The 21,345-nt window shown below is 66.7% G+C and carries 23 protein-coding genes; 12 read left to right on the top strand and 11 right to left on the bottom strand.

Going from position 1 to position 21,345, the window contains the following annotated elements; translation table 11 throughout:
• Window positions 1-6 precede the first annotated feature (6 nt).
• From A5698_RS03690 to A5698_RS03675, 4 genes are read right to left on the bottom strand one after another with little or no spacing between them, the layout of a single operon-like run.
• The gene (locus A5698_RS03690; protein WP_068293455.1) at window positions 7-459 is read right to left on the bottom strand and encodes a MarR family winged helix-turn-helix transcriptional regulator; all 453 of its coding nucleotides are present in this window, start codon (window positions 457-459) and stop codon (window positions 7-9) included.
• Between the two features lie 22 nt (window positions 460-481).
• Complete coding sequence (locus A5698_RS03685; RefSeq protein WP_068293453.1) at window positions 482-1,747, bottom strand: metal-dependent hydrolase family protein; 1,266 nt, start codon at window positions 1,745-1,747, stop codon at window positions 482-484.
• Entirely contained in the window at window positions 1,744-2,085 is a 342-nt protein-coding gene (locus tag A5698_RS03680) for a hypothetical protein (protein WP_068293452.1), read from the bottom strand. Before A5698_RS03680 ends, A5698_RS03685 begins: the two co-directional genes overlap by 4 nt.
• Before the next feature lies 1 nt (window position 2,086).
• The gene (locus A5698_RS03675) at window positions 2,087-3,352 is read right to left on the bottom strand and encodes an aromatic ring-hydroxylating oxygenase subunit alpha (protein ID WP_068293450.1); all 1,266 of its coding nucleotides are present in this window, start codon (window positions 3,350-3,352) and stop codon (window positions 2,087-2,089) included.
• A 187-nt stretch (window positions 3,353-3,539) separates the two neighbouring features.
• Between A5698_RS03675 and A5698_RS03670 the strand changes: the two genes are divergently transcribed.
• Both A5698_RS03670 and A5698_RS03665 read left to right on the top strand, forming a co-directional pair.
• Window positions 3,540-4,994 carry an aldehyde dehydrogenase gene (locus tag A5698_RS03670; RefSeq protein ID WP_068293448.1) on the top strand — a complete coding sequence of 485 codons (1,455 nt, stop codon included), beginning with the start codon at window positions 3,540-3,542 and terminating at the stop codon, window positions 4,992-4,994.
• 4 nt (window positions 4,995-4,998) lie between these two features.
• Window positions 4,999-5,775 (top strand): emopamil-binding protein, encoded by a 777-nt coding sequence (locus A5698_RS03665; protein ID WP_068293446.1) that lies wholly within the window; start codon window positions 4,999-5,001, stop codon window positions 5,773-5,775.
• Here the strand turns inward: A5698_RS03665 and A5698_RS03660 are convergent.
• On the bottom strand, window positions 5,762-6,364 hold the full coding sequence (locus A5698_RS03660; protein ID WP_068293444.1) for a TetR/AcrR family transcriptional regulator: 603 nt from the start codon (window positions 6,362-6,364) through the stop codon (window positions 5,762-5,764). The genes A5698_RS03665 and A5698_RS03660 overlap by 14 nt on opposite strands.
• A 105-nt stretch (window positions 6,365-6,469) precedes the next feature.
• Between A5698_RS03660 and A5698_RS03655 the strand changes: the two genes are divergently transcribed.
• Genes A5698_RS03655 through A5698_RS03645 form a run of 3 tightly spaced genes read left to right on the top strand, consistent with a single transcriptional unit; the run spans window position 6,470 to window position 10,126 of the window.
• Entirely contained in the window at window positions 6,470-7,651 is a 1,182-nt protein-coding gene (locus A5698_RS03655; RefSeq protein ID WP_068293443.1) for a spirocyclase AveC family protein, read from the top strand.
• The gene (locus A5698_RS03650; RefSeq protein ID WP_068293440.1) at window positions 7,638-8,459 is read left to right on the top strand and encodes a CbbQ/NirQ/NorQ/GpvN family protein; all 822 of its coding nucleotides are present in this window, start codon (window positions 7,638-7,640) and stop codon (window positions 8,457-8,459) included. The genes A5698_RS03655 and A5698_RS03650 overlap by 14 nt, the downstream gene beginning before the upstream one ends.
• Window positions 8,456-10,126, top strand: a complete 1,671-nt coding sequence (locus tag A5698_RS03645; protein ID WP_068293438.1) for a nitric oxide reductase activation protein NorD — start codon at window positions 8,456-8,458, stop codon at window positions 10,124-10,126. The genes A5698_RS03650 and A5698_RS03645 overlap by 4 nt, the downstream gene beginning before the upstream one ends.
• A 96-nt stretch (window positions 10,127-10,222) precedes the next feature.
• On the opposite strand, the gene A5698_RS03640 is transcribed toward A5698_RS03645, so the two are convergent.
• Window positions 10,223-11,401, bottom strand: a complete 1,179-nt coding sequence (locus A5698_RS03640; RefSeq protein ID WP_068293436.1) for an acyl-CoA dehydrogenase family protein — start codon at window positions 11,399-11,401, stop codon at window positions 10,223-10,225.
• Between the two features lie 56 nt (window positions 11,402-11,457).
• On the opposite strand from A5698_RS03640, the gene A5698_RS03635 reads away from it, so the two are divergent.
• Genes A5698_RS03635 through A5698_RS03625 form a run of 3 tightly spaced genes read left to right on the top strand, consistent with a single transcriptional unit; the run spans window position 11,458 to window position 14,106 of the window.
• A complete protein-coding gene (locus tag A5698_RS03635) occupies window positions 11,458-12,372 on the top strand; it encodes an NAD-dependent epimerase/dehydratase family protein (RefSeq protein ID WP_068293434.1) in 915 nt (304 codons plus the stop codon).
• Between the two features lie 11 nt (window positions 12,373-12,383).
• Window positions 12,384-13,124 carry a hypothetical protein gene (locus tag A5698_RS03630; protein WP_068293482.1) on the top strand — a complete coding sequence of 247 codons (741 nt, stop codon included), beginning with the start codon at window positions 12,384-12,386 and terminating at the stop codon, window positions 13,122-13,124.
• A 13-nt stretch (window positions 13,125-13,137) separates the two neighbouring features.
• The gene (locus A5698_RS03625; RefSeq protein ID WP_068293431.1) at window positions 13,138-14,106 is read left to right on the top strand and encodes an LLM class F420-dependent oxidoreductase; all 969 of its coding nucleotides are present in this window, start codon (window positions 13,138-13,140) and stop codon (window positions 14,104-14,106) included.
• Here the strand turns inward: A5698_RS03625 and A5698_RS03620 are convergent.
• Together A5698_RS03620 and A5698_RS03615 are read right to left on the bottom strand one after the other, a co-directional pair.
• Window positions 14,058-14,243 (bottom strand): hypothetical protein, encoded by a 186-nt coding sequence (locus A5698_RS03620; RefSeq protein ID WP_068293428.1) that lies wholly within the window; start codon window positions 14,241-14,243, stop codon window positions 14,058-14,060. The genes A5698_RS03625 and A5698_RS03620 overlap by 49 nt on opposite strands.
• A gap of 19 nt (window positions 14,244-14,262) precedes the next feature.
• Complete coding sequence (locus A5698_RS03615) at window positions 14,263-15,015, bottom strand: SDR family NAD(P)-dependent oxidoreductase (RefSeq protein ID WP_068293425.1); 753 nt, start codon at window positions 15,013-15,015, stop codon at window positions 14,263-14,265.
• 87 nt (window positions 15,016-15,102) lie between these two features.
• Here A5698_RS03615 and A5698_RS03610 point away from each other — a divergent pair, with 87 nt between their 5' ends.
• The 3 genes from A5698_RS03610 to A5698_RS03600 are packed head-to-tail and all read left to right on the top strand — an operon-like array spanning window position 15,103 to window position 18,117.
• On the top strand, window positions 15,103-15,750 hold the full coding sequence (locus A5698_RS03610; protein ID WP_197506636.1) for a TetR/AcrR family transcriptional regulator: 648 nt from the start codon (window positions 15,103-15,105) through the stop codon (window positions 15,748-15,750).
• 34 nt (window positions 15,751-15,784) lie between these two features.
• Window positions 15,785-17,086 (top strand): acyl-CoA dehydrogenase family protein, encoded by a 1,302-nt coding sequence (locus A5698_RS03605; protein WP_068293423.1) that lies wholly within the window; start codon window positions 15,785-15,787, stop codon window positions 17,084-17,086.
• 38 nt (window positions 17,087-17,124) lie between these two features.
• Window positions 17,125-18,117, top strand: a complete 993-nt coding sequence (locus A5698_RS03600; protein ID WP_502688869.1) for a phosphotransferase family protein — start codon at window positions 17,125-17,127, stop codon at window positions 18,115-18,117.
• 7 nt (window positions 18,118-18,124) lie between these two features.
• Here A5698_RS03600 and A5698_RS03595 read toward each other — a convergent pair whose 3' ends face one another.
• The 3 genes from A5698_RS03595 to A5698_RS03585 all read right to left on the bottom strand — a co-directional run bounded on the left by A5698_RS03595 (window position 18,125) and on the right by A5698_RS03585 (window position 20,673).
• A complete protein-coding gene (locus A5698_RS03595; protein WP_068293419.1) occupies window positions 18,125-18,628 on the bottom strand; it encodes a hypothetical protein in 504 nt (167 codons plus the stop codon).
• Window positions 18,625-19,242 carry a TetR/AcrR family transcriptional regulator gene (locus A5698_RS03590; RefSeq protein ID WP_068293417.1) on the bottom strand — a complete coding sequence of 206 codons (618 nt, stop codon included), beginning with the start codon at window positions 19,240-19,242 and terminating at the stop codon, window positions 18,625-18,627. The genes A5698_RS03595 and A5698_RS03590 overlap by 4 nt, the downstream gene beginning before the upstream one ends.
• Window positions 19,243-19,389: 147 nt before the next feature.
• Complete coding sequence (locus A5698_RS03585) at window positions 19,390-20,673, bottom strand: cytochrome P450 (RefSeq protein WP_068293413.1); 1,284 nt, start codon at window positions 20,671-20,673, stop codon at window positions 19,390-19,392.
• A 124-nt stretch (window positions 20,674-20,797) separates the two neighbouring features.
• Between A5698_RS03585 and A5698_RS03580 the strand changes: the two genes are divergently transcribed.
• A partial coding sequence (locus A5698_RS03580; RefSeq protein ID WP_068293476.1) for a TetR/AcrR family transcriptional regulator occupies window positions 20,798-21,345 on the top strand: 548 nt, incomplete at its 3' end.

Here is a 21,345-nt window from a genome sequence, read left to right as displayed (position 1 = left end):
CTGCGTTCACTCCCCGATGTGGTCGTCGGCCATCGCGTGTCCGGTGCCCTTGACGACCACGCGGGCCAGCAGGTCGCGCAGTGTCTGCTGCTCTTCTGCCGTGAGGACGCCGAACACCGCCTCGTGCGCGGCGATCGCGTCGCTGACGACGGCGCCGGCGACCTTGCGGCCTTCAGATGTCAGATAGGCCTTCAGAATTCGCGCATGCTGGGGGTCGGGTTTGCGTTCGACCAGCCCACGCTGCTCGAGAGCCTTGACCGCGAGCTGCACACCCTGCGGGGTGATCAACAGGCGGCGCGCGAGTTCGGCGCCGGAGAGCCCGGGCTCGTTGGCGAGTTGACGCAGCACACCGATCTGGGCGGTGCTGACGCCGTGCTGGCTCACCGCGTCGTTGATGGCGGTGAGGGCGAAATACCAGGCCTGCTTGAGATGCCACAGGATGTTGTCGCCGAGTTCCATGCCCAGATCTGGGTTTGTCTGCCTAGCCACCGTCCAAGTTCCCTTCGTGCTTGTAGACCTGACCGTCCTTCATCACGAAGCACACGTCGAGGGTGGCGGCGATGTCGCGGGACGGGTCGCCGGGCACCGCGACGATGTCGGCGAGGTACCCGGGTGCCAGGCGACCCAGTTCGTCGTCGGCCTCGATCAGCTCGGCACTGGTGACGGTCGCGGCGCGGATCGCCTGCATGGGCGTCATCCCCCGTTCCACGAGCGCGCACAGTTCCTTGGCGTTCTGTCCGTGCGGGATCGCCGGCGCGTCGGTACCGCAGGCGATGCGCACGCCCGCCGCAATGGCCTTGGGCAGCATGGCCTGTGCGCGGGGGAACACCTCCTCGGCCTTCTTGCGCAGTTCGGGCGCGATGCGGTCGACCGCCATCGCCTGGGTCAGGTAGGTGGTCGAGACGAGGAACGTGCCGGTGTCGGCCATCAGCTGGATAGTCTCGTCGCTTGCGAGGAAGCCGTGCTCGATGCAGTCGATACCGGCTTTGATGCAGGCCCGAATCGCGCTGTCCCCCACGGCGTGCGCGGCGACACGAACTCCTGCGCGGTGGGCCTCGTCGGCGATCGCGGCGAACTCGTCGTCGCTGTACTGCTGCGCGCCCGGGGCCGTGCTGTGCGACATCACCCCGCCGGAAGCGGACACCTTGATCAGCTTGGCGCCGTGGCGGACCTGGTAGCGCACGCAGGCGCGCACGTCGTCGACGCCGTTGGCGATGCCCTCGGCCACCGACAACGGCATGATTCCCGGCGCGAGACGTTGGAACACCGTCGGGTCGAGGTGGCCGCCGTACGGGGTCACCGCATGTCCGGCCGGATAGATCCGCGGCCCGGGGTGCCAGCCCTGGTCGATGGCGCGCTGCAGCGCCACGTCCAGCAGGTAGCCGCCGGTCTTCACCATCAGGCCGAGGTTGCGCACGGTGGTGAACCCGGCCTCGAGCGTGGTGCGGGCGTTGACCGCGCCGCGCAGCGTGCGATAGGCGGGGTCGTCCTGTACACCGTGCATCGGGCTCGGCAGACCCTCCGGCCCGCCGGGCCCGCCGATGAGCAGGTTGAGCTCCATGTCCATCAGGCCGGGCAGCAGCGTGACGTCGCCGAGCTCGATCTCGATGGCCGACTCATCCTGCAGCTCTGAGGGATTGACCGCGGCGATGCGGTTGCCCTCGATGACGACGACGGCCGGCGAACGCACCTCTCCGGTCTCGACGTCTGCCCAGCGCGCGGCGCGCAGGACGGTGCGCGTCGTCACGGAACCGGTTCGGAAACGCAGTCGAGCGTGGTGGCGCCCGAATCGGGAACCTTGGGCTGCTTCCAGCACTCGACAGGGAAGGACACCTGCACCATCGAATACAGCAGATGCATCAGGTTGAGCACATCCTCGGGCAGGTCGTCGAGCGAGAACTTGTCGCAGTAGGCGAGGGCCTCCTCGGCGCGCGCGGTGATCGCGTCGTAGAACGCCTGCATCTCGGTCATCGTCGACGAGAGCCGCTTCTCGTACCGCTCGGCCTCCGAGCCCAGGCACCAGTTCGAGAACTGTTCGAGGTCGGCGAATTCGGGTGGCAGCTTGTGGGTTTCGGTCGTCGTCATCTCAGACACCCGCCGTCTTGCGCTCGAAGTTCTCGACCCACGCCGCGGTCTCCTTGTGCAGGTGACGGATCAGCACTTCCTGGTCGCAGAGCAAGAAGTCGTCGAGCACCCGCGACTCGATCATCGACTGGGTGGCCTCCAAGGTATTGGCGTCCTGCAGGCCGTATTCCTTGAACGACACCGCTGCCAGTTCCTGCGCGACGCGCTCACGGGGAGTGCGCGGCTGCGGGAAGTACACCGTGCCCTCGAACACATGCGTGTTGTACGACGTCGGCCAGTAGTGATACGTGAGGTACCAACCCTGGCCCCAGAACAGGATCACGAAGTTCGGGAAGAGCTGGAACGAATCGAGGCCCCACGGATCGCATTTCGCGGGGTTCAGTCCGACGGGCATCTCCCCCAGATCCGGTTTGTCCCACGGCCCGAAAAGGCCGCTGCGGCAGATGTCCTCGATCGGCTTGCGCATCTCGTCGGCCATCTCCCAGGCGCGCACGCCCGATGTGCTGACCAGCCGGTGCGGGCCCTCGATCCGGTAGTGCGGCGCCTCGAAACCGGCCTCGGCGGCGGCCTTCGAGTACGCGGTCGGCGACTGGTTCGCGTGCAGCACCGGTGCGTGGTAGAACTCCTGGAACGCGTCCATGTAGAGCTTCCAGTTCGCCTTGACCTCGGAGCGGTAGTAGAACCGCGACGTCATCTTGTCGAAGGGGTAGCCCTCCAGATCCGTGATCATCGGTCCGAGGAACTCCCGCAGCGACTGCTCGGGTTCCTTGGCGAAGTTGACGAAGATGAATCCCTCCCACACCTCAGAGTGCACCGGGACCAGCCCGTAGCGGCTCTTGTCGAGGTTGAAGAACTCACCCTCCTGTTGCACGAAGGTGAGGTTGCCGTCGAGGTCGTAGCGCCAGGCGTGGTACTTGCAGGTGAACTGCCGGCACACTCCGCTGGTCTCCTCCAGCGGCATGTCGTTCCACACCAGCTTGTTGCCCCGGTGTCGGCAGATGTTGTGGTAGGCCTTGACCTCGCCGGATGTGGTCCGCACCACGATGATGGAGGTGTTGGCAACCTTCATCTCTTTGGTGAAGTAGCTGCCCTTGCGCGGAACCTGTTCAACGCGACCGACATTCAGCCAGGCGCGCTTGAAGATCGCCTGACGTTCCTTCTCATAGAACTCCGGGCTGATGGAGTCCTCGTAGGAGACGGGATCGGTACCCAGTTCGGGATAGTGCTCCGTCCAACTTCCCTCTGGCGGTTTGGGAAAGCGAGCCATTGCCTACTCCTGTCTACCGCCCGGCCTAGACCGTGCCGGGAGCTGCAGCGCCGACGGTATATGCTCCATGTCACAATCGCAAGTAGTTGATACAGGGTCGACGCGGGCGAACGCCGTCACCGAATTTCTGCACGACGGTAACCCCCGCTCGCCACGGCGCAAGCGGCGCGAAAGGGTGTGCACACAAATGCGATCGGACGAGTTGTTCATCGGTGGTACATGGTCCGAGGCGAGCGCCGCAGACCGCATCGAGGTCGTCTCCCCGCACACCGAGGAACCCGTCGCGCGCGTCGCCGCCGCTGTCCCTGCAGACGTCGACAAGGCCGTCGCGGCCGCGCGGTCGGCCTTCGACTACGGCCCGTGGCCGCGCCTCGACCCGGGCGAGCGGATCGCCGCGGTGCGCAAGCTGGCCGAGCGCTACGGCGAGCGTCGCGGCGAGATGGCCGAAACCATCACCGCCGAGATCGGGGCGCCGATCAGCTTCGCCCAGCGCGCACAGGTCGGGTTGCCCGCGATGATGATGTCCGCGTTCTGCGATCTGGCCGAGACGTATCCGTGGACCGAATCCCGCCCGGGGATGTACGGGACCGATATCCGGATCCGCCGGGAGCCCGTCGGGGTCGTCGCCGCCATCGTCCCGTGGAACATGCCGCAGTTCCTGATCGTCACCAAGCTGATCCCCGCGCTGCTCGCCGGCTGCACGGTCGTTCTCAAGCCGGCTCCCGAGTCGCCGCTGAACGCGCTGCTGCTGGCCGAGATGATCGCCGAGGCCGGTTTACCCGAAGGCGTCGTCAGCGTGCTCCCCGGCGACCGGTCCGCGGGCGAATACCTCGTGAAACACCATGGAGTGGACAAGGTCTCGTTCACCGGGTCCACCGCGGCGGGTAAGGCGGTGGCCGCCGCGTGCGCCGTCGACCTGCGCCGGGTCAGCCTCGAACTCGGTGGCAAGTCGGCGGCCATCGTGCTCGAGGATGCTGATCCCGCGGCCGTCGCGGCCGGTGTGCGCTCGGCGAGCCTGTCCAACAGCGGGCAGATCTGCAACGCGCTCACCCGCATTCTGGTGCCCGCCGCGCGCGCCGCCGACTTCACCGACGCCCTGGCCGCGGAAATGTCGAAGCTGGTCGTCGGCGATCCGACGGATCCCGCCACCCAGGTCGGGCCGCTCGTCGCCCAGCGCCAGCAGCACCGCGTGCGGGGCTACATCGAGAAGGGCCAGTCCGAAGGTGCCCGCCTGGTCATCGGGGGCGCCGACATGCCGGACGGGCTCGAGCGGGGCTGGTATGTGAAGCCGACGTTGTTCGCCGACGCCGCCAACGACATGACGATCGCGCGCGAGGAGATCTTCGGACCCGTCCTGACCGTGATCGGCTACGCCGACGAAGACGAGGCGGTGGAGGTCGCCAACGACTCCGACTACGGGCTGGCCGGTTCGGTGTGGACCGGCGACACCGAGCGCGGACTCGCCGTCGCCGAACGCATCCGCACCGGCACCTTCGGCGTCAACCAGGGTTACACGATGGATCCGTTCGCACCGTTCGGCGGCGTCAAGGCCAGCGGATACGGACGCGAACTCGGCCGCGAGGGAATCGACGGTTACACCGACACGAAGTCGATATCGGTCGCCGCAGGAAAGGGAGCATGACCGCATGACAACGCTGCAGACCCGCGAGCCGAACTTCGCCCGGCCCGTCGCGCCGCACCGGGGCAGGATCTATCTCGGCGTCGGCCTGCTCACCGGGGTCGTCTTCCTCGCGATGACGATCGGGGTTCAGTTCGGGCTGATCGCGCCGACCTTCACCGCGGACGTCATCGCCAACCTGCTCTTCGGCATCCCGGTGATCCTGGTGCCCATCGTCATCCTCTGGGATGCGCCCGGCGAGAACCGCACTCGGCTCGACAAGGCCGCGGAGCTCACGCTGTTCTACCTGCCTTACACCGCGTGCAGCCAGATCGGCTACGAGCTCATGTTCCTCATCGGCCACCCGCTCGGTTGGTGGACGCCCACGACCGACCCCGGCTGGAAATGGCTCTGGTGGCAGTACGCGCTGGCCGACACTCGCTACGTCAGCGGTAACCCGTGGATCTTCGCGTTGGAGGTGGTCGGGGTGACCACCGGCGTCGTCGTGTTCGTCATGTGGACGCGACTGATCAAGGTGGACCTGTCCACGGAATCCCGGATCCGTTGTCTGTGGGGCGCATTCGCGGGATGCGCGATCCTGATGAGCAGCACCGCGGTGTACTTCCTCGCCGAGGTGGGTGCGGGGTTCGAGAACATCGGCCAGGACGGGTACGGCCTCGGCTTCAAGTTCATCGCCGAGAACGTCCCCTTCATGGTGCTGCCGCCGCTGGTCCTCTATGCGATCCACCTGCAGATCGACTACCTGACCCGCCAGGCCGGGCCGCGGACCGCTAAGGCAGCTTGATCGCCGAGAGGTACATGTCGATGATCGGCCGGTAGAGGTCGACATCGTCGAGCTCGCTGCCCAGCACGATGGCGTCGCTGGTCGCGATCAGCACCTGGGCCAACGTCAACGGCGGTATCAGCAGCGTCCCGCCGAGCCGGTCGATGCCGTCGACGATGAACTTCGCCAACGCCTCGACCACCTCTGCCCGTTTTCCGACCACGCGTTCACGCGCGTCCGGGTTGCGCAACAGGTACAGCGTGAACTCGTGTCCGAGCGCGGCGTGCTCGGCGCCTCGGTCTCGACTGAGCTGGCGCCATCGCTGCGCGATCTCGTCGCGCTCCCGGGCCCCCACCTGCTTCGACGACGCCATGACCTCGGCGAAGTTGTCGAAGTAGCGCCGCCAGTAGCGGTCGCTGACGGCCAGAAAGAGCTCCTCTTTGGTCGAGAAATGTTTGTAGATGGCGCCTTTGGTGTAGCCGGCCGCGTAGGCGATGTCGTCGAGAGTCGCTGCGGTGAAACCCTTTTCGGCGAACACGTCCTCGGCGGCGTCAAGCAGCAGCGAGCGGGTGTGCTCGAGTCGCCGCTCCCTGGTCCACCGCTCCGCCATGTCGGAAGTCTGCCACAAGAATCTCAGAATCCGCCTAGACATTCAGATACTCGTTGGTATCTTGATCCGTGGGCCGCGATCCCAGTGCGGCGCGCAGGAGGCGTTGTGAGCGATCTGTCGAACAAGAAGTCCGTTGTCGCCGAACCGATCAGCGGCGCCATAGGTCTCGGCGAGAACAAACCGCGATCGTCGGACACCGTCAAGATCTGGGCGGGCGTGGGTGCGGTGTTCCTGGCGCTGACGCTGTACGTCATCATCCGGTGGGTCAGCGGGCCCTACTTCGAGCCGGTCGCGGGCGGCCCGACTGAACCGCCGCTCTACATGAAGATCCCGCTGATCGCCAACGCCGTGGTGCTCTGGGTCGGCCTGCCATTCGCCCTGTGGTTCTTCATCATCCGGCCCTGGGTGCGCGAGAGGCGCATCACGCTCGACGGCATGCTGCTGGTGTCGATGGGCTTGATGATGTTTCAGGATCCGATGCTCAACTACTACAGCACCTGGTGCACGTACAACGCGTGGCTGTTCAACCAGGGGTCGTGGGCGCCGCACATCCCCGGTTGGGTGGCTCACGAGGAGCCCGGCCACACCGTGCCCGAACCGCTGCTGACGAACATTCCCGGCTATGCGTACGGAGTCCTGCTGCTCACCATCGTCGGATGCGCGGTCATGCGCAAGATCAAGAACCGGTGGCCGTCGATCAGCAATCTGCGACTCGTGCTGGTCACCTATGCGATCGCCATCGTCTTCGACTTCATCATGGAAGGCCTGATCCTGCTGCCGATCGGCTTCTACTCCTACCCCGGCGCCATCCAGTCGCTGTCGATCAACGCGGGCACCTATTTCCAATATCCGATCTACGAGGGCTTCATGTGGGGTGGCGTCCAGGCGGCGCTGTGTTGCCTGCGCTTCTTCACCGATGACCGGGGCCGCACCGTGGTCGAACGCGGACTGGACGGCATTCGAGGCGGTGTGGTCAAACAGCAGTTCGTGCGGTTCCTCGCGATCTTCGGCGGTGTCAGCGCGTGCTTCTTCGTCTTCTACAACCTGCCCGCGACGTGGCTCGGCATGCATGCCGACCCGTGGCCCGAGGATGTGCAGAAGCGGTCGTACTTCAACCCCGGGATCTGTGGCGAGGGCACCGACCGGCCGTGTCCCAACCCTGACCTGCCGCTTCCCACCAAGCACTCGGGGTTCATCGACCACGACGGTCAGCTCGTACTGCCGGAGGGGGTTACGATCCCGCCCGTCGTGCCCATACAGCGCCCGAACAACGATGACGGTCAATAACTTTCGGCCATCGGTCGAGACGGGTGTGAATCCGCCTTTCTACCGACCGGTCGGCGAGGAGGTCGAGGTGTTTCGGGCTGCGGCCCGGCGGGGCCTGCCCGTGCTGCTCAAAGGGCCCACCGGCTGCGGGAAGACGCGTTTCGTCGAGGCCATGGCCCATGACCTCGGCCGTGAGCTGATCACCGTCGCCGGGCACGAGGACATGACGTCGGCGGACCTTGTCGGCCGCTTCCTGCTCAAGGGCGGGGAAACGGTGTGGGTGGATGGGCCGCTGACCCGGGCCGTGCGCAACGGCGCCATCTTCTACCTCGACGAAGTGGTGGAGGCGCGTCAGGACACCACCGTGGTGATCCATCCGCTCGCCGATCACCGCCGCGAACTGCCCGTCGACCGGCTGGGCACGACGTTGGCGGCGGCCCCGGGGTTTCAGTTGGTCATCTCGTACAACCCGGGTTATCAGAGCGTCCTGAAGAATCTCAAAGAGTCGACGCGGCAACGCTTTATCGCCCTCGAGCTCGGTTTCCCCCCAGCCGACATCGAAGCGGAGATCGTGGCGCACGAGGCGGGGGTCGATACCGCGACGGCGCGGTCCCTCGTTCGGGTCGGCCACGCCATCCGCGGCCTCGACAGTTCATCTTTGCGCGAGGTGGCCTCGACCCGGATGTTGATCCTCGCCGGCGGCCTCGTTGCCGAGGGGCTGAACCTGCGCACCGCCGTCCGGTCGGCGGTGGTCCAGGTGCTCTCCGATGACGCCGATGTCGTTCGCGCCCTCGGCGAACTCGTCGACGCGGTGCTGCCCGGCGCGTGAACATCGGCGGTCCCGAGCGGTTCCGATTCCTCGCGACGTTCGCCGCGGGTCGGCCCGTCGATGTCGCCCACGCCCCGGCGGGGGTTCCAGCGCACACCGATGGCGTCGTGGTCTTCGTCTCGGTAGGACGCTCGACCGAGGAGCAGCGCCGTGAAGTGCTGGTGCAAAGTGCCCTGCTGGCCGCCGGCAGCCTCGAGCGGCATCTCCTGAAGTCGTTACGGGCACGGCCGTCGACGGCACGCCGGTATCTGTCGCTGGAGGGACGCCGGGCGCTGGCCGAACTCGCATCGCGGCTACCCGCGGCGGCGGCGTTACCCGTCGACGGTGAAAAGGTCACCGCGAGCCCCGAGGAGTCGCTCGAGATCGCCAGGGGGCGTGGCCAAGTCGCGGATCCACCGGAGTGGTTCGGTGTCATCAGGCCGTCCCGGGTGAATTCCCCTCACACCGCCGGCGGCAGGCCCACCGCGCAGGACCTACAGATGCAGGTCGATCCCGCCGATGTCGCGGAGGATTCCGATGACGACGACGGACCTTCCGAACGCAGCAAGATCCTGAAGTTGTTCGAGGCGCCAGTCGTTCTGACGCAGGCGTTCTCGAACTTCCTGCGGAACATGCTCGGCACGTCACGCTCGTCCGCTGACGACGTCGGCGGTGAATTGAAGGTCGGCTCCACCGTGCGAGCGCGTGCCGTCGGGGTGCACGCTCGACCGGTCCCGACGCGGATCGAGTTCACCGATGCCAGTAGGCCGGCAGCGGCGCTGGGCATCGGCGGGGCGCTTCACCCGGAATGGGACGTGTACAGCGACACGTATCGCCCCGACCACTGTCGGGTGCTCGACTTTCCGTTGGCCGTCGAGGCCGACGTCTCGGCCTCGGGTGTCGCGCACGATGAGATGCTCCGGCGCCGACTGTCCCGTGTGGGGCTCGGGCCTAGAGTGCTGCGCGGCCGGCCGGACGGTGAAGAACTCGACATCGAAGCGCTCATCGACCTTTTCGTCGATCTGCGCTCGGGCTTCTCGCCGCCGGAGCACGTGTACACCGAACGTCGCATGCTCGCCCGCAATCTCGGTGTGCTCATCCTGGTCGACGCCTCCGGATCGGCCACCGACACCGACGCGGCGGGACTTGCGGTCCACGATCACCAGCGGCGCGCGGCGGCCACCCTCGCGGCCACGCTCGAGGAGCTCGGGGATCGGGTTGCGGTGTATGCCTTCCGGTCGCAGGGACGGCACGCCGTCCACCTACCGGCGATCAAGACGTTCGACCAGCGCTTCGGGGCGCTCAGCCGGGCTCGTCTGAATCAACTGCAGCCGTCGGGCTTCACCCGTCTCGGCGCGGCGATCCGCGGCACCGGGCGGATCCTCAAGGCGGAGGCCGGCACCCCCAACAAGCTGTTGCTCGTACTGTCCGACGGCCACCCCTATGACGACGGCTACGAAGGACGCTACGCGGAAGCCGACGTGCACAAGGCCCTCGAGGAGATGCGCGTCGACGGCGTTGCGTGCCTGTGCCTTTCGATCGCTTCCGGCACGACCGCCGACACGCTCGGCCGTGTCTTCGGCTCGGCCGGTCATGCCAGCGCTGCCACGTTGGCCGAGTTGAGCCCGCGGATGGACGAGCTGTTCCTGGCGTCGCTGCGCGAGCTGGCGGCGCCCGCCCCGCGGTGAGCGCGTGAGCGCCCCCTTTTCTTCGGCGAGCAGACGCATAACTGCCCAAAATTCGCGGAAAAAGCGGCAGGTTTGCGTCTGCTCGCCGAAAGAAAACTAGCGCGCGGGCAGGCCCAGCACCCGCTGCGCGATGATGTTGCGCTGGATCTCCGACGCCCCGCCCGAGATGGTTCCGGCGTAGGAACTGATGTAGCGGGTGAACCAGTCGGCGGTGAAAAGGTCCGGGCTGTAGGGGTTGTACGGCGCCGTGAGTCCGGGACTGCGCAAGCCATCCGCGCCGGCGGCGTCGAGCGCGTACCCCAACGCCTTCTGCTCGGCCTCCGATCCGAACAATTTCAACACCGAGATGCTGGGGATGTCGCGTTCCGCCCGCGCCGCCTGCCCCAGGGCGACGGAACCCAGCAGGCGCAGCGCTTCGTAGTCCATCGCGACCGTCGCGTAGCGGTCCCGGTTCACCGCGCCCACCGGGTCGAAGTCCTGCAGAAGCTGATCGAGTCGATTGGCGAACGCCATCCACATCATCGTCCGCTCGTGGCCCAGCGAGCCGTTGGCCACTCGCCAACCCTCGTGCAGTGGACCCACGAGGTTTTCCGCGGGCACCCGCACACCGGTGAAGAACACCTCGTTGAAATCGAGGTCGTCTCGGCTGTACACCGAGGCGAACGGCCGGCGCTCCACGCCCGGGGTGGCGGTGGGTATCAGCAGAGCGCTGATTCCCTTGTGCTTGGGCGCATCCGGGTCGGTACGTACGAACGCGAGGATGACGTCGGCGTCGTGTGCGCCCGACGTCCACACCTTCTGTCCGTCGACGACAAACTCCTCCCCGTCGCGTACCGCGCGCGTGGCCAGCCCCGCCAGATCCGAGCCCGCACCCGGTTCGCTCATACCCAGCGAGGCAGTCATCTCGGCACGCAGGATCGGCACCGCCCACCGTTGCTTCTGCTCATCGGTGCCGAATGACAGCAGCGACGCGGCGATGGTGCCCACACCCTGCGGGTTGAAGGCGTGGTAGATGCGGCGGCGCGCCAACTCCTGGCGGTGCACGAACTGTTCGAGGACTCCTGCGTTGCGGCCGCCGAATTCCGGCGGGTTCCCGGGCAGCAGCCAGCCGTGGTCGAACATCAACCGCTGCCAGCGACGTGCCCATTGCGGCACGTGTGCCGTCGACCGCGAACGCTCCACGGCCGCCTCGGCCTCAGCAGGCAGGTGCTCGTCGAGGAAGGCGACGAACTCCGCGCGGAACGCCTCCACCTCGGCATCGAAGGTGAGCTGCACCCCGCCAACATATCAAGTACTTAACATTTGCGGCGCGGTGCGCTAAGACTTAATGAATGCTCGACGGCGAGAAGATCCTCATGACCGGCGCGACAGGCAAGATCGCGTTCCCGATCGCGCGGGAGTTGGCCCGAAACAATGAAGTGTGGGGCGCCGCTCGCATGCGCGATCCCGCGGACCGCGGCCGGTTGACCGACGCCGGTGTCATCCCCGTCGCGCTGGACGTCAGCGAGGGCGACTTCTCGGCGCTGCCCGACGATTTCACCTACGTGTTCCACGCCGCGGTCGATCCCGGCGCCGGGGACTGGACAGACTGCCTTCAGACCAATGCGCAGCGTTCGGGCGACCTGTTGCACCGCTACCGCGGCGCCAAGGGTTTCGTGTTCTGCTCGACCGGCTCGATCTACGGATATAAGGGCCGGCGTCCCCTCACCGAATCCGATCCGCCAGGGGTGCCGCTGCGGGCGAACTACAGCTTTTCCAAGGTCGCCGCCGAGGCCGTCTGCACCTGGGTCGCCCGACAGTACGAGATTCCATTGACGATCATCCGGATCTGCTCCACCTACGGGCCGGAGGGAGGCGCCCCCGCAGACCGGCTCGAGGCCATCCTGAACCGCAGGCCGATTCGGCTGCATCCGGACCGTCCCAACAACTACAACCCCATCTACGAGGACGACTACGTCATGCTCGGGATCAGGGCCATGGAGGCGGCGGATACACCACCGGTCGTGGTGAATTGGGCGGGCAGCGAGACGGTCAGCGTCGAGGAATACTGCACCTACATGGGTGAACTGGTCGGCGTCGAGCCGATTTTCGAGTACACCCACGACGCCCACACACCGCTGTGGCCCGACGTGACCCACATGCACGAGGTGCTGGGTCGCACGACGATCGGCTGGCGTGACGGCTTCCGCCGCATGGTCGAGGCGCGCCACCCCGAAATCAAGCTGTCCCAGCCGGATTCGGTGTAGAGGAGATGGCGATGCAGCTGCCGGGCACACCGTCCGACGAGGTCCCCGAGGTCTTGGCGAACGGCGACGGGGACGTCGCCACCATGTTCGTCTCGATGGCGCGCCGCCACCCCGACGGGGCCGATGCGGATTACCTGCGCTGGCACAGCCTCGACCATCGACCCGAACAGCATCGGATGTCCGCGGTGCGCGCATCGCTGCGCCTGGTGTCCACTCCTGAGTGCCGCACCGCGCGCGCAGCGAACGAAAGTCCTTACGAAGCCATCGATCACGTGATGACGTACTTCTTCACCGGGGTCGAGGGCATGGAACCGTTCCTCGCACTGTCCAAGGCGCTCGGCGACGCGGGCCGCAAACTGCCTCTGCTGCCGCCCGTCGAACGCGGTGTATACGACGTTGGACAGCGGATTGCCGCCGCGCGGATCAAGGCCGGCGCCGACGTGCTGCCGTGGTGGCCGAACCGCGGGGTCTACCTGCTGCTGGAACGAGGGACCGGTGCGCTTGACGACCTGATGGGTGTCGACGGGGTGGCCGGCGCGTGGGCCGCAACGTCGCTGCCGGTCGAAGCTCGGCTCGCGAGCGCCCCTGCCGGACAAACGGTCACGTACTGCTTCCTCGACGACGAGCCGGTAGCCGTCGCCAATCGGCTGCGGCCGGTCTTGCAGACTCGATGGGAGGGCGGCATCAAACCGCTCTTCGCGGCACCGTTCCACGCCGTCGTGCCCTACGAGTGGGACCGCTACGTGCCATGAGACGGAGGTGTGAATGCGCGTCGGTTTGATGGTCGGCTCCGACAAGGAGCGGCCCCGCGCCGAACGGTTGAACGGTCTGATCGACGACGGAAAGGCCGCGGAGAAACAGGGTTTCGCATCGTTCTGGATGCCGCAGGTGCCCGGCTATCTCGATGCGATGACGGCCGTGGCGCTGCTCGGAAACGCCACCGAGCGCATCGAGATCGGGACCGCGGTGGTTCCGATCCAGACCCGCCATCCGCTCATCATGGCCCAGCAGGCACTCACCACTCAGATCGCCTGCGGCGGCAGGTTCACCCTCGGAATCGGCCCGTCACACCACTGGATCATCTCCGACCAGCTCGGCCTGTCCTACGACAAGCCCGCGCGGTTGGTTCGCGACTATCTCGAGGTGCTCGACGCGGCGTTCGGCGGACCGGGCGCCGTCGCGGTCGACAACGACGCCTTTCGCGTGCACAGTCCGATCGACGTCACCGACGCCTTCACCGTCCCGGTGTTGGTGGCCGCGCTCGGCCCGACCATGCTGCGGATCGCCGGAGAGCGCACCGGTGGAACCATCCTGTGGATGGCTGACGAACGCGCGATCGGTGACTACGTGGTGCCCCGCATCACCGCAGCGGCGAAAGACGCGGGCCGCGAGGGTGTCAGGATCGTCGCCGGGGTTCCCGTCGCGCTCTGCGCGGACAGCGAAGTCGATGCGGCCCGAGCCTACGCCAGCGAGGTCCTCGGTCACGCCGACTTCTCCCCCAACTACGTCCGCCTGCTCGAACACGGCGACGCCGAAGACGTCGGCGACACCATGGCCGCCGGCGATGAGGCGACCGTCGAGGCACGGCTGCGCGGCTACCGCGACGCCGGCGTCACCGACCTGGCATTGCGGGTCGTTCCGCTCGGGCAGGACGCCGCCCAACGACAGGCCTCACGTCAGCGCACTCAGGAATTCGTCGCGTCGCTGGTATCGGAGTTCGCTTCGGGCGCATAGGTTCTCATGAACTCGATGGGCACCTCGCCGGCGACGTGCATCCGGAACTGCACCTCCATCCCCATCACCTCGGCCAAGAACGCGGTGAAGGTGTGCGCCGAATGGCTGCGCATGACGACGTGGTGCAGGTCGGGCATGTTCCGCCTTCCGATGTGCCTACGATCCGAGCATCACCAGGCCGCCGTCCACGGCGACGAGTTGTCCCGTCATGAAGTGGGAACCCTCGCTGCAGAAGAACACCAACGCGGGCCCGAGATCTCGAACGGGATCGCCGAGCGCCCCACCGAGCGGGATCGATGTCTTCAGCTGCTCGTCCATGAGTTCGGCGGCGGGTCCGAGGAATTCGCGCAGCCGCTCGGCGCCCGGCGTCTGCACCGCGGGCGCCAGCGCGATCACCGACACCTTCTCGGCCGCCCACGTCCTGGCGGCCGATCGGGTCCACGCCGCCACCGCTCCCTTGGTGGCCGCATAAACCGCCGAGAGCGGGCTACCCATCACGGCCTCCGCCGAGCCGAAGTTGATGATGCGGCCCCCGCCGTTCTCGCGCATCACGGCGTACGCCGACTGGTTCGTGAGGATCGTGGCCCTGACGTTGGTGTCGAACAGGGAGTCGATGTCGTCCGCGGTGATCTGACCCGGTATCCCCGCCTGCCACAACCCCGCGGCATTGAGCAGCACGTCGAGGCCGCCCATCTCCTCGGCCGCAGCCCGCACGGTCCGCTCGACGGCGTCGGCGTCTCGAACGTCGCACGGCATCCACGACACCCCCGCCACGTCGGGTGGTTCCGTCGTGTGGCGGGTGGCGACGACACGCGCGCCCGCCTCCGTGAGCACCTGCACCGCCGCCGCGCCGATACCGCTCGCCCCGCCGGTCACCAAGATGCGTCTACCGTCGAGTGCCGCGACCATCCTTAGATAGTTGGACAAACGTCAACTATTTGCAAGCACGGAATGCGCTGTTACAGTGCCGATGTGTCCCAGGTCAGCGGCGATGTGATGGCTGACGGTGGTCAACGGCGCGCGTCGTTCCAGCGCGCCCGTTCGCATGAGACCAAGCGGGCCCTGGTGCAGGCCGCGATGGCGCTGTGGCGCACGAACGGATACTCCAAGACGACGGTCGCGGACATCTGCCGGGCCGCCGGCGTGTCCCGAGGCCTGTTCTACTTCTACTTCCCCGCCAAGGAGGACATCCTCTTCGAGGTCGGCCTGCTCTCTACGCGGGCAGCGCAGAAGAAGGTTCGGGCGCTCCTACGCGCCGATTACGACGTCGAGACCGTCATCGGCGAGGCGTTGCGCAGCCTGGAACGTTCGATGGCGCGCAATCCGCGCGAGCTGATCATCCAGACGATTCTCGAGGGCTACCGGCACGAACACCGGATCCTCGCGGGCGAGCCGACCGACGACACCGCCGACGCCGACATGTTCGGCGAACTGTTCGCCCGTGCGCAACAGGACGGGAAGATCGCCCCCCACGTCGATGTCGATCATCTCTCCCGGTTGGCGGGCATGCATGTCAGCGAGGGCGTGCGGCACTGGGCCAGTGGAAGTTTCGGCGACCGGTCCTTCTCCGAAGTCGTCACCGACGATATCGCCGCACTGGTCCTCGGGTTCAACACGAGGCAGACAGAGGCGCAACGAGCCTGACATAAGGCGCAGACCTGAGAGGAAGGAGACCACGATGGCGTGGGATTTCGAAACCGACCCCGAGTACCAGAAGGTTCTGGACTGGGCCGACGAATTCGTCAGGGAGGAGGTCGAACCGCTCGACCTGGCGTTCCCCGACCAGCAGTTCGTGCCACTGGATGCCAACCGCCGCAAGGTCATCGACCCGCTCAAGGACGAAGTGCGCCGACGCGGACTGTGGGCCACCCACCTGGGCCCCGAACTCGGCGGCCAGGGTTACGGCCAACTGAAACTCGCGCTGCTCAACGAGATCCTCGGCCGCTCCCAGTGGGCGCCGATCGTCTTCGGTTGTCAGGCACCCGACACCGGGAACGCCGAGATCATCGCCCACTACGGCACCGAGACGCAGAAAGAGCGCTATCTGCGCCCGTTGCTCGACGGCGAAATCTTCTCCTGTTACTCGATGACCGAACCACATGCCGGCGCCGATCCCACGCTGTTCAAGACGACCGCGGTGCGCGACGGTGACGACTGGGTGATCAACGGCTGGAAGTTCTTCTCCTCCAACGCCAGAACGGCGTCGTTCCTGATCGTCATGGTGGTCACGAACCCCGATGTCAGCGCGTACCAGGGCATGTCGATGTTCCTGGTGCCGACCGACACCCCGGGCGTCAACATCGTGCGCAATGTCGGTCTGCACGGCGAACGTGACGACGAGGGTTCGCACGCGCTGATCCACTACGACAACGTGCGAGTGCCCGCCGACGCGCTGCTCGGCGGCGAAGGCCAGGCGTTCGTCATCGCCCAGACGCGCCTGGGCGGTGGCCGCATCCACCACGCGATGCGCACGATCGGGCTCAGCCGCAAGGCGTTGGACATGATGTGCGAACGCGCCCTCAGCCGCGAGACCCAGGGCAGCAGGCTGTCCGAGAAGCAGTTCATCCAGGGCTATATCGCCGACTCGTACGCGCAGCTGCTGCAGTTCCGGCTGATGGTCCTCTTCACCGCGTGGGAGATCGACAAGTACAACGACTACAAGAAGGTGCGCAAGGACATAGCCGCCGTGAAGGTCGTGATGCCGACAGTTCTGCACGACATCGCCTGGCGCGCAATGCAGGTCCATGGTGCACTCGGCGTCACCAATGAGATGCCCTTCCTCGGCATGGTCACCGGCGCCGCGGTGATGGGGCTGGCCGACGGTCCGACGGAGGTACACAAGGCGACGGTGGCCAAGCAGGTGCTGCGCGACTACGCACCCAGCACCGACACCTGGCCGACCGAGTGGATCCCCGCCAAACGGGAGAAGGCGCGGGCGAAGTTCGCCGAGTACCTCGAGAACGAGGTGGGGAACCTGTGAGCGAGGACGCGATCGACGTTGCACGCCTGACCGATTGGATGGATGCGGCCGAGTTGCCCGGCAAGGGCGAGCCGCTGCAGACCCGGTTCCTGTCCGGCGGCACCCAGAACGTCATCTACGAACTGCGCCGCGGAGATCACAGTTGCGTGCTGCGGATGCCGCCGCCGAGCGCTCCCCCCGACCGCGACAAGGGAATCCTGCGCGAGTGGCGCATCATCGAGGCGCTCGACAGCACGGAAGTTCCACACACCGAGGCCGTCGCCGTCTGTGAGGACGCCGCCGTGCTGGGCCGCCCGTTCTACCTCATGGGCTTCGTCGACGGATGGTCGCCGATGGACCTTCAGGACCGAAAGTGGCCGGAGCCGTTCGACTCCGATCTCTCCGCGCGCGGCGAGCTGGCCTATCAGCTCGCGGAGGGCATCGCGCTGTTGTCCAAGGTCGACTGGAAAGCCAAGGGGCTGCAGGACCTTGGCCGGCCCGACGGTTTCCACGAACGTCAGGTCGACCGGTGGATCGCGTTCTTCGACCGGATCAAGGGTCGCGAGATCGACGGCCTCGACGTTGCCACCGATTGGCTGCGCACGCATCGGCCGCTGGACTACATCCCCGGGTTGATGCACGGCGACTACCAATTCGCCAACGTGATGTACCGCCACGGGGCACCCGCGCGGCTGGCCGCGATCGTGGACTGGGAGATGGGCACCGTCGGGGACCCGAAGCTGGACCTCGGCTGGATGGTGCAGAGCTGGCCCGAGGACACCTCGGCGCCCGCGGAGTCGGAGATGGGGTACGTCGACATGCGCGGGATGCCCTCGCGCGCAGAGGTTGTCGATCACTACGCGAAGGTCTCGGGACGCCAGGTCGACGACCTCGACTATTACCTGGTGCTGGCGAAGTGGAAGCTCGCGATCGTGCTCGAGCAGGGTTTCCAGCGCGCCGGCGACAACGAGAAGCTACTCGCCTACGGTCCGGTCATCGTCGAGCTGATGCGCTCCGCGGCCGAGTTGGCCGAATCCAGCGACTACTGCTGACGCGAATTCAGCTGGCGGGCACCAGATCCGCGGCGACCGAGGCCATCATGCCGCAGCGGAACGTCTCGCAGCCACCGACGTCGACGGCAGCGGGTTCGCCGGCGGCGGCCAGGGCCTTGACCTTGAACGCCCGGGCGGCGGCGCTGAGGCGGTGCTCGACGGAGTCGACACTGCTGTCGAGTTCGGCGGGGACCCGCTCACCCCAGAGCGTCACCTCGGTCGCGCCTTGCTCGAGCGCGTTGCGCACGTGCTGCAGGACGCGGGCATCCCGGTCGATCATGTTCGCCGCGACGGCTACGGTCTGCGGGTGGGGGCGTTCCTCCCAGTCCGCCAGGACTGACTCGAGGTCGAGCGTCTCGGCACCCAGGATCGTCAACGGACGCACGTCCTCGTCACCACCGACGAGCACGGTGACGTCCCACCCCGCCATCACCCGGTCGTAGATCCAGCCACCGGCGAACTTCACCGCGTCCGTCACCGACGGGGCGACCACGTCCAGCCGGTACCTCATGTCGAGCTCCGCGGCGCCAGCTCGCGCCCCAGCGACTCGGCGTACCCCTTGAACACCTCGGCCAATTGAATCGATGGGTCGAGTAACCATAGGGTCTCCATTCCATAGGTGAAGGCGAGGATTTCCACGGCCTTGGTGGCCGCGTCGAGATCCGAGCGGTACTTGCCGCTTTCCTGACCGCGCTCGATGATCGCTGTGATGATGTCGACCGCGTCGCGGTAGCGCTTGACCAGACGGTCGTGCAGGGGCGCGTCGGGCGCGATGTTCTCGACCAGAAGCACGGTGAAGGTCCCGACGAGTTCGGGCGCGCGGTCGAAGCGTTCGGGGACCCGGCCGAGCTCGGTGACGAGGTCACCGGATCGATAGTCGGCGTGGATCGCATCGTCGGCATCGCGGGCGTCGAGCACCGCGTTGAGCAGTTGTTCTTTGGACTCGAAGTGGTGCAGCAGACCCGCAGGGGTGACGCCGGCGTCCTTCGCGATCTGGGCCAGCGAGGTGTTGCGCCACCCATTGCGCGCGAGCAGGCGTTCGGCCACCGCAAGGATGCGCTGCCTGCGATCCTCGCCCTTGGCGAGGAGCGTGGCATACGGCCGCGCGGACTCTGTGGCAGACACCGAACCCCTTCGTTCAACCAACCTAGTGAACACACAGTAGGTAGGTTTGAGCGCTGTGACAAGCGTCTCAGCCAAATTAGGTTTAGGCGCCCGTCACACCGCAGGTCAGCGGCGCATTTCAGGCTCGCCGCCCGCCGCGCGCACCGGTCATCGTCCCGCCGGAGTGAACTCGATATGTAGCTCGGTGAGTCCGCGCAGCAAAAAGGTCGGGTCATACGCGTAGTGGCGCTCACCGGCGGGACCGTGCGCCGACTCGCTGATTCGGATATCGCGCATGCGTTCCAGCAACCGCTGCACGGTGATCCTGCCCTCCACCCGCGCGAGCGGCGCACCCGCGCACGAGTGGATTCCGCGGCCGAACGCGATGTGCTCGCGCACGTTCTTGCGGTCCGGGCGAAACTCGTGCGGATCCTCGAACTTGCGGGGGTCTCGGTTGGCCGCGCCGAGGCACAGCATCACGACCGTTCCCGCCTTCAACGGCACCCCGCCGAGCGTGGTGCTCTTGCGGACCAACCGGAAATCGACCTTCGTCGGCGACTGCATGCGCAGCGACTCCTCGATGAAGGCCCCGATCCGCTCCGGATGCTCGCGCAGCAGCTGCTGGAAGTCCGGCCGGTCCCCGAGGGTCTGGACCGCCGCGCTGAGCAGCTTGGTGACGGTCTCCTGACCCGCGGCGAACAGGAACGTCGCGGGCTTGACGACCTCGATCAGCTCCGGCGTCGAGCCATCGGGGTACAGGGCGGCCGCCATTCCCGACAGCACGTCGCCGCGCGGTTCGCGGCGACGCTCGGCGAGGTATCCGGCGAACTTGTCGTCGAGGTACTGCAGCGGGTCCAAACCCACCGGCTCGCCGTCGAGTGCGCCCACCCGGCTGCCGTCGGGACGCTCGGCGCCCAGCGCGGCCAGGAACTCCGGCCGGTCCTCCTGCGGAACCCCGAGCAGGTCGATGATCGCCGACGTGGCGAAGGGTTTGGCGTACTCGGACAAAAACTCGCAGCGTCCGTTTCCGATGATCCGGTCGATCTGGTTGTCGACCAGCTGCCACATGTAATCCTCGTTCTCCTTGAGCCGACGCGGCGTGAGGAGTTTGGTCAGCAGGGAGCGGGCCCGCTCGTGTGCCGGCGGGTCCATCACGACCAGGTGCTCGTGGATCGGGAACAGATGGCGGTGTGCCTCAATCTGTTCGGTGATGTCGTCGCCCTCGGGGACGAACGGCAGCGGCGGGAAGAGTCCGCCGATCGCGTTGACCGCCGAGAAGGAGTCGTGATCCTTGAACGCCGCCAACGCTTCCTGGTAGCCGGTGACGGCGACCACGCCGTAGTTCGGTTCACGGAAGACGGGTCCCTGTTCGCGGAGGTGGTCCCAGTAGGCGTAGGGATCCTGGCTGATCGCGTGGTCGGAGAAGTAATCCACCGAGGCGAGATCGGTCATGAACGGTCGTCCTTTCGGTGCTGGCGCCCGCAACCCAATCTGATCGATCGATCAAACTGTTAGGATGCGCCATGCCTATCACACGGCGCGACAGAGGGGCAAGCGTTCGAGCGGAGGGTCGCTGATGCCGCGCGCCGCGAACGCCAAACCGGCCGAAGCCGGGGCACGGCAACGACTCATCGAGGCCACCGCCAAGATCATGCGTGACGAGGGTTACGCCGCCGCGACGTCGCGACGCGTGGCCGCCGAGGCCGGCGTCAAACAGGCGCTGGTCTACTACTACTTCCCGACGATGGACGACTTGTTCGTCGAGGTGCTGCGGGCCGGCGCGGAGGTGTCCCTGGAGAACATGCGCGCCGCGCTCACCGACGACGACCCGTTGCACACGCTCTGGCTGATCAACAGCGATCTGCGCATGACGGGTCTCAACACCGAATTCATGGCTCTGGCCAATCACCGCAAGGTCATTCGCGCCGAACTGAAGGCGTACGCCGAGCGCGTCCGCGACATCGAGACGGCCGCGGTGACCGTCGCGCTACGCGCAAACGGCATCGATCTCGACGACTATCCGCCGGTGGCCGTCTCGATGCTGATCGCGCAGATCGCGCGCAGCTTGTGCAACGAGGACGCCGTCGGCGTCACGCTCGGACACGACGAGATGCGCGCGTTCAT

This window comes from Mycobacterium sp. E136, assembly GCF_001666865.1.
GTDB lineage: Bacteria > Actinomycetota > Actinomycetes > Mycobacteriales > Mycobacteriaceae > Mycobacterium.
The sequence above is the reverse complement of the archived record's forward strand: the minus strand, read 5'-3'. Positions and strand labels throughout refer to the sequence as shown.

Excerpts from the sequence above, each read along its gene's own strand:
- A5698_RS03690 (WP_068293455.1), bottom strand. The coding sequence starts at position 459 with ATGGAACTCGGCGACAACATCCTGTGGCATCTCAAGCAGGCCTGGTAT.
- A5698_RS03680 (WP_068293452.1), bottom strand. The coding sequence starts at position 2,085 with ATGACGACGACCGAAACCCACAAGCTGCCACCCGAATTCGCCGACCTC.
- A5698_RS03675 (WP_068293450.1), bottom strand. The coding sequence starts at position 3,352 with ATGGCTCGCTTTCCCAAACCGCCAGAGGGAAGTTGGACGGAGCACTAT.
- A5698_RS03670 (WP_068293448.1), top strand. The coding sequence starts at position 3,540 with ATGCGATCGGACGAGTTGTTCATCGGTGGTACATGGTCCGAGGCGAGC.
- A5698_RS03665 (WP_068293446.1), top strand. The coding sequence starts at position 4,999 with ATGACAACGCTGCAGACCCGCGAGCCGAACTTCGCCCGGCCCGTCGCG.
- A5698_RS03660 (WP_068293444.1), bottom strand. The coding sequence starts at position 6,364 with ATGGCGGAGCGGTGGACCAGGGAGCGGCGACTCGAGCACACCCGCTCG.
- A5698_RS03650 (WP_068293440.1), top strand. The coding sequence starts at position 7,638 with ATGACGGTCAATAACTTTCGGCCATCGGTCGAGACGGGTGTGAATCCG.
- A5698_RS03635 (WP_068293434.1), top strand. The coding sequence starts at position 11,458 with ATGCTCGACGGCGAGAAGATCCTCATGACCGGCGCGACAGGCAAGATC.
- A5698_RS03630 (WP_068293482.1), top strand. The coding sequence starts at position 12,384 with ATGCAGCTGCCGGGCACACCGTCCGACGAGGTCCCCGAGGTCTTGGCG.
- A5698_RS03625 (WP_068293431.1), top strand. The coding sequence starts at position 13,138 with ATGCGCGTCGGTTTGATGGTCGGCTCCGACAAGGAGCGGCCCCGCGCC.
- A5698_RS03620 (WP_068293428.1), bottom strand. The coding sequence starts at position 14,243 with ATGCCCGACCTGCACCACGTCGTCATGCGCAGCCATTCGGCGCACACC.
- A5698_RS03615 (WP_068293425.1), bottom strand. The coding sequence starts at position 15,015 with ATGGTCGCGGCACTCGACGGTAGACGCATCTTGGTGACCGGCGGGGCG.
- A5698_RS03610 (WP_197506636.1), top strand. The coding sequence starts at position 15,103 with ATGGCTGACGGTGGTCAACGGCGCGCGTCGTTCCAGCGCGCCCGTTCG.
- A5698_RS03605 (WP_068293423.1), top strand. The coding sequence starts at position 15,785 with ATGGCGTGGGATTTCGAAACCGACCCCGAGTACCAGAAGGTTCTGGAC.
- A5698_RS03600 (WP_502688869.1), top strand. The coding sequence starts at position 17,125 with ATGGATGCGGCCGAGTTGCCCGGCAAGGGCGAGCCGCTGCAGACCCGG.
- A5698_RS03595 (WP_068293419.1), bottom strand. The coding sequence starts at position 18,628 with ATGAGGTACCGGCTGGACGTGGTCGCCCCGTCGGTGACGGACGCGGTG.
- A5698_RS03585 (WP_068293413.1), bottom strand. The coding sequence starts at position 20,673 with ATGACCGATCTCGCCTCGGTGGATTACTTCTCCGACCACGCGATCAGC.